At 49.4% G+C, this 10969-nt stretch carries 9 protein-coding genes; all 9 read left to right on the top strand.

Going from position 1 to position 10969, the window contains the following annotated elements; translation table 11 throughout:
- Nucleotides 1–15: 15 nt before the first annotated feature.
- The 9 genes from MKY35_RS17185 to floA all read left to right on the top strand — a co-directional run bounded on the left by MKY35_RS17185 (nt 16) and on the right by floA (nt 10962).
- The gene (locus tag MKY35_RS17185; RefSeq protein WP_342444324.1) at nt 16–1200 is read left to right on the top strand and encodes an exonuclease SbcCD subunit D; all 1185 of its coding nucleotides are present in this window, start codon (nt 16–18) and stop codon (nt 1198–1200) included.
- Nucleotides 1197–4592, top strand: a complete 3396-nt coding sequence (locus MKY35_RS17180; protein WP_342444323.1) for an SMC family ATPase — start codon at nt 1197–1199, stop codon at nt 4590–4592. The genes MKY35_RS17185 and MKY35_RS17180 overlap by 4 nt, the downstream gene beginning before the upstream one ends.
- 262 nt (nt 4593–4854) lie before the next feature.
- A complete protein-coding gene (locus MKY35_RS17175) occupies nt 4855–5271 on the top strand; it encodes a hypothetical protein (RefSeq protein WP_342444322.1) in 417 nt (138 codons plus the stop codon).
- Between the two features lie 328 nt (nt 5272–5599).
- On the top strand, nt 5600–6943 hold the full coding sequence (locus MKY35_RS17170; RefSeq protein ID WP_342444321.1) for a PLP-dependent aminotransferase family protein: 1344 nt from the start codon (nt 5600–5602) through the stop codon (nt 6941–6943).
- Nucleotides 6944–7105: 162 nt separating this feature from the next.
- Nucleotides 7106–7465, top strand: coding sequence for a histidine triad nucleotide-binding protein (locus MKY35_RS17165; RefSeq protein WP_025722131.1), 360 nt, complete (start codon nt 7106–7108; stop codon nt 7463–7465).
- A 171-nt stretch (nt 7466–7636) separates the two neighbouring features.
- Complete coding sequence (rpsU, locus tag MKY35_RS17160) at nt 7637–7810, top strand: 30S ribosomal protein S21 (protein WP_005547957.1); 174 nt, start codon at nt 7637–7639, stop codon at nt 7808–7810.
- Between the two features lie 16 nt (nt 7811–7826).
- Nucleotides 7827–8270: a GatB/YqeY domain-containing protein gene (locus MKY35_RS17155; RefSeq protein WP_013311146.1), complete on the top strand. Its 444-nt coding sequence runs from the start codon at nt 7827–7829 to the stop codon at nt 8268–8270.
- A gap of 279 nt (nt 8271–8549) precedes the next feature.
- Nucleotides 8550–9917: an NfeD family protein gene (locus MKY35_RS17150; RefSeq protein WP_342444320.1), complete on the top strand. Its 1368-nt coding sequence runs from the start codon at nt 8550–8552 to the stop codon at nt 9915–9917.
- A 43-nt stretch (nt 9918–9960) separates the two neighbouring features.
- A complete protein-coding gene (gene floA / locus MKY35_RS17145; protein ID WP_029517799.1) occupies nt 9961–10962 on the top strand; it encodes a flotillin-like protein FloA in 1002 nt (333 codons plus the stop codon).
- Nucleotides 10963–10969: the final 7 nt, after the last annotated feature.

Below are 10969 nucleotides of genomic sequence, written 5' to 3'. Positions count from 1 at the left end.
GAGAGGAGGAATAACATGCGGATTTTGCATACAGGTGATTGGCATTTGGGTCGCACGTTGGAAGGACGCAGCCGTTTGAAGGAGCAGGAGGCGTTTTTGGAAGAACTAGCGAAAATGGCTGACGATCAGCAGGCCGATTTGATTATGATGGCTGGAGACGTATACGACTCAGTCAATCCTTCAGCCGCAGCCGAGCAATTGTTTTATGAAACGTCTGCCCGTCTTACGGCTGGAGGAAGACCACTAGTCGTCATTGCGGGCAATCATGATCAGCCGGAAAGGGTATCCTCGGTCACACCACTGGTGAGCGGGCGCGGAATTACATTGCTGGGACTGCCCCATGGGGAAGCGGTACGCGTTCGTACACCGCGAACGGGTGAAATGGCATGCATTGCAGCCTTGCCATATCCCTCCGAGTCTCGTTTGAACGAGCTATTGTCTGAAGACGGAGATGAAACAGTCTTGCGCGAGGCATACAGTCGCCGTGTGGGCTTGCTGATGTCACAGCTGGGGACAGTATTTCGGCCTGACACCGTTAATTTGTCGATGAGCCATATTTATGTGCTCGGCGGGCTGGAGTCGGACTCGGAACGCCCGATTCAGGTCGGGGGGGCGTATACCGTAGATCCGTCTGCTTTGAGCATTGGGGCACAGTATACGGCTCTAGGACATTTGCATCGTCCCCAATATGTAAAAGGAGACGGGCTGATGCGTTACAGTGGCTCGCCGCTGGCTTATAGCTTTTCCGAAGCCGGACAAGCCAAATCGGTTACGTTAATTGACGTAGTTGCTGGCAAGCCTGCTCAGGTCGAGGAACTATATATTACCAGTGGACGCCCATTAGTGAGGTGGCGCGCACGGGGAGGTCTGGAGGAAGTATATCGCTGGCTGGATGAAGGACTGGATGCCGATGCCTTTATTGATCTGGAAATTACGCTGGATGAAGCGATGTCGATGGGAGATATCCAGCGGCTGCGCAAAAGCCGTGAAGGTATCATTCATATTCGCCCCATGTATCCAGAAATGGCTGCCGCACAGCTGGAGCACCAACGATCAGAACTGCCAGTGCATGAGCTGTTCCGGGCATTCTATCAGCGGCAGACAGGCGGAGCACAGCCAGATGACGGATTAGTGCAGTTGTTTCTGGAGCTGGTGGAACAGGATGATGCAAGAGATCACGCTGAGGAGGAGGACGTATGAAACCAATCCTTCTAAAACTGGCGGGGTTGCAAAGCTACCGGGAGTCGCAGGAAATTCGCTTTGACGATTTGACCGAAACTGGGTTGTTCGGAATTTTTGGCCCAACGGGTAGTGGAAAATCAACGCTGCTGGATGCCATTACGTTGGCTATGTACGGTAAAGTGGAGCGGGCAGTGAATGGTACACAAGGCATTATGAATCATGCTGAGGACACGTTGTCTGTTGCTTTTACGTTTGAATTAATGTCAGCTCAAGGACCTCGTCGTTACCGTGTAGAACGACGTTTCAAACGTGCTGGAGGCGTATCGGTTAATAATACGCTTAGCCGTTTTATTGCGTTAACAGAGGATGGCGAGGAAGTGCTTGCCGATAAGGTGCAGGATGTGACGCGCTGTGTGGAGGAGTATATCGGCCTGAAAATGGACGATTTTACACGAGCTGTCGTATTGCCGCAGGGAAAGTTTGCGGAATTCTTGTCCTTAAAGGGCAGTGAACGCAGACAGATGCTACAGCGTTTGTTCCATCTGGAGAAGTACGGAGATCAACTTGCACAGAAGCTAAGCCGTCGTGTGAAAGATAACGATATCGCACTGAAAGCATTAGAGGCGGAGCAGCAAGGGCTGGGGGATGCGAGTGCTGAAGCACTTGAACATGTAGAGTTGCGTCTCAAAGAGGCGATTGCCAATGCAGAAGCTTCGCGTCGCGAGCTAGAGCGTGTCTCACGTGAATCGGAGGCGCTAAACAAAACACGTGAGCTAGTCATCGAGCTCAGCCAAAGATCGAAAGAGCTGAAGCAGTTGGCAGCACAGGAGCCGGGCATTGCTTTGCTGGAGCACAAGCTTCGACAAGCATCTGCAGCCGAGGCATTGCTGCCTGCGCTGACGGATTGGAAGGAAGCCATTGCTGAAGCGGAAAAACGGCAAAAGACTGCTGAAGAAGTGGCAGTCCTGGCCGCTACCGCGCAGGAGGCTGCGCTTGTGTCTGCGCAAGCAGATGAGCAGGCCCGGCAAGCACTCAGTGCCGAAGAACCAAAGCTATTGCTTCGGATCGACCAACTAGAACAGGCGCTTCAACTGGAGCGTGATACGGAAGCGTTGCGGACCGAACGAGACCGTCTGGCGGCCGAGCTTGGGCATAGCGAACAAATCCTTGCTGAACATGCAGAAGGACTCGCAAAGGAACAAGAGCTACAGACGCGAGGCTTGAAGCGACAGCAAGAGCTTCAACACGAGCTAAAGCAAAATGAAGTGCGAGCAGATGAGCGGCGTATGCTGCAAGAGGCTGTGCAACGGTTGCAACAGCTGGAAATCGCGAATGAGCAATTGCGTGAAGCTGAACTGGAGTACGTGACTCAGGAGAAACGGCTTGCGCAAGCTGACGAACGTCTAAAGCTGACGGACCAGGAGACACAGGAGACGGAGGTACGGCGTTCTGCCCTTGCTGCACAGGCAGCTGATGGCATTGAGGCATTGCTTACGCTGGAGGCAGAAATCACCGCCGATATGTCGTCACTGGCTGCCGAGGAAGAACAGCTGCGTCACGAGCTCCGTGCCGAGGAGCTGGGGCGTCTCGCTCAGCATCTCGCTGCCGAGTTGCGCGAAGGCGAGCCGTGCGCAGTGTGCGGCTCGCTGCATCATCCCGCGCCTGCCGTTGCCGCAGCGCATAGCGCGGATGCCGCTGTGCCGGATGAGCTGCAACGCCTGCGTCTCGGTTTGCAGGAGCTGCGCCTCACACTGCGCCAGCAGTTGCACGAGCAACGCAGCTTGCTGGCGCAGCCCGCCACCGCAGACAGCGGCGCTGCCGCCACGGGCGAGCCTTTCACGCCTGCGGCAGCGCCAGCAGAGCCGCGTGGTGCCGCAGCATGGGCGGAGCGCTGCGCGGCGTTGGAACGTGCTGCAGCCGAGCTAGCCGCACGTGCGCATGCGCTGCCTGCCGAGGCACAGGCGCTGCGCGAAGCAGACGCCGCTGGACAGCAGCGGCGTATCCGTGCCGCCGCCGAGCAGGAGGCAGCAGCTGTAGCGCTGACGCAGGCACAGAGCAAGCGCGAGGCATGCACCACGCGCAGCGAGGGGCTGCGCGCCGAATGGGCGGCGCAGCTAACGGATGTCGCTCCGGACGAAGCCGCGGAGCGTTACCGCGCCATGCAGGAGCGCGATGGGCGCGCGGAAGAGCTGCGGTCCCGGCTGGAGACGAGTGTGACCTTCCTCGAAGAAAAGGCGGCGCGTGTTCAACAGATACAGCAGAGTATCATCGAGGAAGACAAAATCATTATTGCCCGTCGTACAGGGCTCCAAAGCAAAGATGATTCGCTTCGCGAAAAGCTAGCCCAGCTCCGAAAGTGGGTTGGAGATGGCCAAGCGGCTTCATTGCTGGAAGAAGCGACCTCGCGACTGTTGGGGCTGAAAAATGGAGCCGAAGCCGCGGCACGACAACGTACTGAAGCGGAAGAACGCAAGCAGCAAGCCGTTCATGTTTCACTGATTGCCCGGCAGGCCTCCGACTCGGCAGAAGAAAGACGTCAGATGGCAGAGTCCCGTTGGGGCAGTCGTCTGGAAGCCTCCTCTTTTGCTACGGAAGCAGAGGTTATGGAATGCTGCCTGGGACCGGAAGAAGCCACACGCTATGAGCGTGAAGTGAGTTTACATCGAGAACGGGAAAAAGAGATGTCTTCCCGCTTAAAGCATGTCGAAGAGCAGCTGAATGGAGCAACGGTAACAGAGGAACAGTGGGAAGCGGCCACTGCACAGCTACGTGATTGCCGTGCACGCGATGAAGAGGCGCTTCAAAATCGCGCCAAGGCTGAGCGTGATTTAGAGGACTTGCAGCAGCGACACGTCCGCTGGATGGAGCTGGAGTCCAATCGTGTACATTTGCGTAGTGAAGCGGAAAAAATGTCCAAGCTCCAGACTGTTTTTCGCGGCAATGCCTTTGTTGAATATATTGCTGAGGAGCAGCTCATGCAGGTCAGTCAATCGGCTTCACGCCGCCTGCGTTTTCTGACCAAGCAGCGATACGCGCTAGAGGTAGATTCCAGCGGTGGTTTTGTCATTAGTGATGATGCCAACGGTGGGGTCAAACGTCCGGTATCGACCTTGTCCGGTGGCGAAACGTTCCTGACCTCCTTGTCGCTTGCGCTTGCGCTGTCGGCTCAAATTCAATTGCGGGGCCAGTACCCTCTGCAATTTTTCTTTCTGGATGAAGGCTTTGGAACGTTGGACCCTGAGCTGCTTGACACGGTGATCACCTCACTGGAAAAGCTGCACCACGATCAATTGTCTGTTGGTGTGATTAGTCATGTGCCTGAGCTACGGGCCCGTCTTCCGCGCAAGTTGGTTGTTCTTCCAGCAGAGCAGGCTGGAGGCGGATCACGTGTGATTATGGAAACTTTTTGAAGTAATGTGATACAGGTCACAGATACAGTTTCAAACTATTGTTATAATACAGCCAAGCCGACAAGTTAATCATACAGCACCCCGGCGGACGTATGCTGCGGAAGAAATCTTCCCATCATACGTCCGTTCAGAGGGGCTCTGCCAAGAGCTCCCGGGGTGCTTCTTTTTTTTTGCAAGCCGGAATTCGCCCAATTTGATGTAGCAAATAGCCCGTTTTTGAATAACATACGGTATACATGCAAGAGCCTAGGAGGAAACAACCATGGAAAAAAGCATGACAACCGAAAAAGTTACAGCACCGGAACAGACGGATGCTAAAACACTATGTCAAAAGCATATGCATCGTTATGTATGCGTATGGGTGAAGGACGGGACAATGTATGACGGCATTGTAGAGCATGTGGATGATGAAAAGATATACTTAGCCGTTCCTATGGGTGGAGACGAGATGGAGAATGTCAATGTTAATCTCCCGTATCCGCCTAACAATTGTGGCTGCGGTTCCCGTGCTTATGGTGGCTATGCGTCTTATCCTCCGTATCCGTATCCGTATCCGTATCCGTACCCGTATCCAGTACCTGCTTATGCATATGGGTTCCCCTACGGACGCCGTCGCTTTAATCGTTTGATTCTGCCACTTGCAGCCTTGACAGCGATCAGCTTGCTGCCTTATTACTAATCCTAATTTCTTAGTCGCCAGATATAGTGAATTCTCTGCTCTCTCCCGCCTACAGCTCTTGTACAGTACAAGTGACTTTAAGGCGCATCCATACATCATCACCATGCAAGGCTGTTTCTTCCATCATGAAGAAACAGCCTCTTTTTCACATATTCTATCCCCAATATGATCCAATAATTGAAACTGTATCAGTACAGTTCAATGAAATGAGGTATCCTGTTTATCCATAAAGCATGGTAACATCTAGCGTGTAAAGAAACATAAGAGGAATAAGCATGTAATGAAATGAGCACTTAATGAGTATGTAAAGAGCAGGTGGGTGGATATTGTGAAAAAATATGTTTCAATTTTATTGGATATAGAGCTTAAAATTCGCGAGGGACAATATAAATCAGGTTACAAGCTGCCGTCGGTCCGTGAGGCTTCAGAATTATATAGATGCAGCAAAAGCACGATTCTGCGGGCATATGCTGAACTTGAAAAGAAACACGCCATCTATTCCATACCGCAAAGTGGATACTATGTAGTGGAAAATTCGGGCGATTTACACCATAGTCATATGCAAGACTCCGTTGATTTTGCTTCGGCCTCCCCGGATTTAAATGTATTCCCTTATCTGGATTTCCAACATTGTTTGAATCAGGCTATTGATACCTACAAATATCATCTATTCACTTATGGCGATTCGCAAGGACTGGAAACACTGCGTCATACGTTGGTTTCCCATTTGGCTAATACTCAGGTGTTTGCAAAAATGGATCGGATTATCGTTACTTCGGGTGTTCAGCAGGCATTGGAGATACTCGCTAAAATGCCGTTTCCCAATGGCAAAGAAAAGGTTTTGGTCGAGCAGCCAAGTTACGATATATATTTGCGCTTTCTGGAGGAAGAGAACATACCCGTCAGTACCATCGTCCGAACAGCAGAAAGTGTGGATCTTTACGAATTGGAGAATCAATTTAAGAACGAAAGCATCAAGTTTTTTTATACCATGTCAAGATATCATAATCCATTAGGAATCTCATACAACACAGAGGAGCGAAAAGCGATAGCTGCCTTAGCCGCCAAATATGATGTGTACATCGTAGAAGATGACTATATGGCAGATTTGGGGGCCGATCATCTTTTTGATCCCATTTATGCATACGACCATTCGGACCATGTTATTTATTTGAAAAGCTTCTCGAAAATCATTTTCCCCGGCTTGCGATTAGGAGTTGCGGTATTGCCAGAAGTCCTATTAAAGCCGTTTAACGCTTATAAAAGATATGTCGACACATCTATGTTGTCTCAGGCGGCGCTTGATATTTATATTAAAAATGGAATGTATGAACGCCACAAGCACACGATATGTAAACTGTATTCGGAGCGCATTCGTACTCTGAACAAGGCCGTGGAACGATACAATCAGGCCGGATACGTTCAGACTTCAGTTGTAACCTCAGGAGTTTATATGCAGTTTAAACTGCCTCGGACAGTGAATTTGGAACGCTTGGTACAGTGTCTTTCTGCGAGGAACATCCAGGTTGTAGCTGGCAAAGGCTTTTATTTATCAGGCTATAGGGAACAAGAGAAGTTTTTGCGCATAAGTATTTCGCGCGCGCAGCTGGATCAAATTGATGGAGGGGTGAAAGCCATTATAGAGGAAGTTAGCAAGGGAAACTGGTATTAAGACCCTTTTTCCGTTATGATACATATAGAAACATAAGTATAACCAAACATGGCTGTATATGTTTCTATTCAGTGTGGGAAATACATAACTTTGAATGCCGAGAGCAAGGGGTGTTTGTGTCTATTTGCTTAGGATCGGCTCACTGCCAAAGGAGGGTTTTGAATGGACGATCTGTTTTTGAAAATTGTGGATGGAACCATCCCCAGCAAGAAGGTGTTGGAAACCGACAATGTGCTCGCATTTCATGACATCCAGCCTGCGGCGCCAGTACACGTGCTCATTATTCCCAAAAAATATATTCCTTCAATGAACGCTGTGACGGAGGAGGATCTTCCTCTTATCGCGGAGATTCATCGTGTTGCGGTTGAGGTTGCAAAAAAGTTAGGAATCGCCGAGTCTGGTTATCGGTTGATTAACAACTGTGGCCCGGATAGTGGACAAGCGGTGGGGCATCTGCATTATCACTTACTGGGCGGCGCCAAATTGGGTGCCCTGACAGGTATTTCGGACTCACATTCTTAAAAAATGACAGAGCTTGTCTTTTCAGTAATACGGATGTGAATGGAGAAAAGTGGCCCTTTATGTATTCATTTTTTCTTATAGGTTGACACCTGGTTTCCGTTTCACCTATAATAAAATTTGATGAACCGTGTTATTGCTCTTGGACGGTCTGGTCGGAGGGAGGGAAAACTGGTGTCTGAAACTAAAGTTCGCAAAAACGAGACAATTGATGCTGCACTTCGTCGCTTTAAACGTTCCATTGCTAAGGATGGCGTATTGGCTGAGGTGAAGAAACGCAAGCATTATGAAAAGCCAAGCGTAAAGCGCAAGAAAAAGTCCGAGGCTGCTCGTAAGAGAAAGTTCTAGGAGGATCTAAGCAATCATGAATTTGAGCGAACGATTGAACGAAGATATGAAGCAAGCAATGAAGAGTAAGGACAAGTTCAAACTCTCCACCATTCGAATGGTTCGTTCTACGATTAAAAATCTTGAAATAGATTTGAAACGGGATTTGGACGACAACGAAGTGCTTGATATTCTGAGTCGTGAGATCAAACAGCGAAAAGATGCCCTCCATGAATTTGAAAAAGCCGGTCGTGATGAACTTGCGACAAGCACTAAAGCAGAAATAGAGATCATCGCTCAGTACCTTCCCGAACAACTTTCTGAGGAAGAAATTAAAGTTATTGTACAGCAGACCATCCAGGAAACCGGTGCTTCTTCGAAAGCCGAGATGGGGAAAGTAATGACGGCCTTGATGCCTAAGGTAAAAGGCCGCGCTGACGGTAAGCTCGTGAACCAAGCGGTTCAGCAATTTCTGCAATAAACCTGCGACAAACAGGAAAACACAACACCCTCTGTTTACAGAGGGTGTTATTTCTATATATGTGTTGCCTACCATAGAATGTAATGATGAGAAGATACTTTTATGTAAGCGCTATTGTTAATTGTGTGAAACGTGATGTCCGTTGGGTGCGTAAAGTATTTGGCAGCCGTCAGGATTAGCAATATACCCAATAATTTCACATTAAATCCTGAAAACTGTATAGTTTGTCTAACAAAGTTTGGTATGCTGTAACATAGAGAGATCGAAAGGGGGAGAGAAATGCATAGAGAACATCACCACTCCAGTCGCAAATGGATCCTTTTAACGTTGTGGATTATGGTATCCGTTTTGCTGTTGCCCTTAGTTCATTCCGAATCAGCGGCGGCCCAAACTAAAGGTGGAGCTGTGTTTGTTATACCAGTCGATCAGGAAATTGAGCATGGCCTGGGCAAATTTATGGAACGTGGATTTGCAGAAGCAGCAGATTCCAAAGCAGGTCTGATTTTACTGGATATTAACACTCCCGGTGGACGGGTAGATACAGCGGAGAAGCTGGGCAAACTGATTAAAGACAGTCCAATTCCGACCGTAGCCTATATAAGGGGCGAAGCGGCCTCAGCGGGTAGCTATATTGCGTTGAGCGCAAACAAGATTGTTATGAAACCGGGGAGTATTATCGGAGCAGCAGCGTTAGTAGACGGCGGGGGGCAGGCTATCACAGATCCAAAAACGATAGCCTGGTGGAAGAGTAGCATGGCATCTGCCGCAGAAGCTGGCGGACGTAATCCGGATATTGCCAGAGGTATGGTTGACTCTAAAACGACCATATCTATTCCTGAGATGAACTTTAATAAGGAAAGTGGTCAGATCATTTCTTTAACCAGTGAGGAAGCGCTGAAGTTGGGTTATGCGGATCACATCGCGTCTTCCGAACAAGAGGTTATCCAGTGGATGGGTTACAGCACGGATGATGTCATTCATGTGGAGCGAACATGGGCTGAAAAAGCAGCCGAGATATTGACCAACCCAATTGTACAGACGTTGCTTTTATTTATCGGTATCGCAGGTATTGTTATTGAGTTGATCGTACCCGGTTTTGGTGTACCGGGAATTTTGGGCATACTCGGATTTGGTTTGTATTTTTTCGGCAATTATATCGCTGGTTTTGCAGGTTCGGAGACGTGGTTGTTGTTTATTATCGGTCTGGCTCTGCTTATACTTGAAATGTTCATCCCAAGCTTTGGTATTTTGGGCATTTTGGGTTCCGTCAGCCTTGTCGCCGGAGTTGTTCGGGCAGCATATAACATGCAGCATGCGTTTATATCTTTGGGCATTGCCTTTGCAGCTGCGGTTGCCGTGGTGGCGATCATCGCGGTTGTATTCAAGGACCGAGGGATATGGAACCGTTTTATACTTAAAGAAAGTTTAACGGCTGAACAAGGTTTTTCTTCAGTTGTGAACCGGGAAATGCTATTAGGTCAAAGGGGTGTCAGTCTGACTCCACTTCGTCCAGCCGGAACGGTGCTGATCGCTGATGAGCGAGTCGATGTTGTAACGAACGGCGAGTTTATTGCTACAGATATGCCGATTATAGTATCCAAAGTAGAAGGCGGGCGAATTGTGGTCAAGGCAGACACTAGCGTCTAAACAAGCAAACAACAAAGAATTAGATTAATGGAGGATGATGCGAGTGTTCGAATCGGGTATTGTCAGCGTTTTGCTGATTGCCGTTGTAGTGATTATTGTATTGAGCGTATTTTTTAGTTTCTTCCCGGTGATGCTGTGGATTTCAGCATTGGCTTCGGGTGTGCGCATTGGCATCATTACGCTGGTAGCTATGCGCTTACGGCGCGTCACGCCAAGCCGAATTGTCAATCCGCTCATTAAGGCAACCAAGGCGGGTCTGGGCTTGAACATCAACCAGCTGGAAAGCCACTTTCTCGCAGGAGGGAATGTAGACCGAGTGATCAATGCGTTGATTGCTGCGCAGCGTGCTAACATTCCGCTTGAGTTTGAACGTGCGGCAGCGATTGACCTTGCTGGACGGGATGTTCTGCAAGCGGTCCAAATGAGCGTTAATCCGCGTGTTATTGAGACACCTATTGTTGCTGCGGTCGCCAAGGATGGTATTGAAGTGAAGGTTAAAGCTCGTGTTACCGTGCGTGCCAACATTGATCGACTTGTTGGGGGTGCTGGAGAAGAAACGATTATTGCACGGGTCGGTGAAGGTATTGTTACGACCGTAGGTTCCAGTAACTCGCATAAGGACGTGCTGGAGAACCCGGATTCAATTTCAAGAACCGTATTGTCCAAAGGTTTGGATGCCGGGACAGCATTTGAAATCCTGTCCATTGATATTGCGGACGTTGATGTAGGTAAAAATATTGGTGCTTTTCTGCAAACAGAGCAGGCGGAAGCCGACAAACGTATTGCGCAGGCAAAAGCGGAAGAGCGGCGTGCGATGGCTGTAGCGCAGGAGCAGGAAATGAAGGCGCGTGTTGTAGAAATGAGAGCACGCGTGGTGGAATCCGAATCCGAAGTACCGCTGGCAATGGCTGAAGCACTACGCGGCGGGAAGCTTGGTGTCATGGACTATATGAATTTGAAAAATATTGAGGCGGATACGCAAATGCGTGGCTCCTTAGGCAAACCGAATGAGAACTCAGGGAATGACAACAAGAACCGGGATTAATAACGGG

Source organism: Paenibacillus sp. FSL L8-0638 (assembly GCF_038593075.1).
GTDB classification, from domain to species: Bacteria; Bacillota; Bacilli; order Paenibacillales; family Paenibacillaceae; genus Paenibacillus; species Paenibacillus polymyxa_D.
This window is presented reverse-complemented; position numbering and strand designations above follow the sequence as displayed.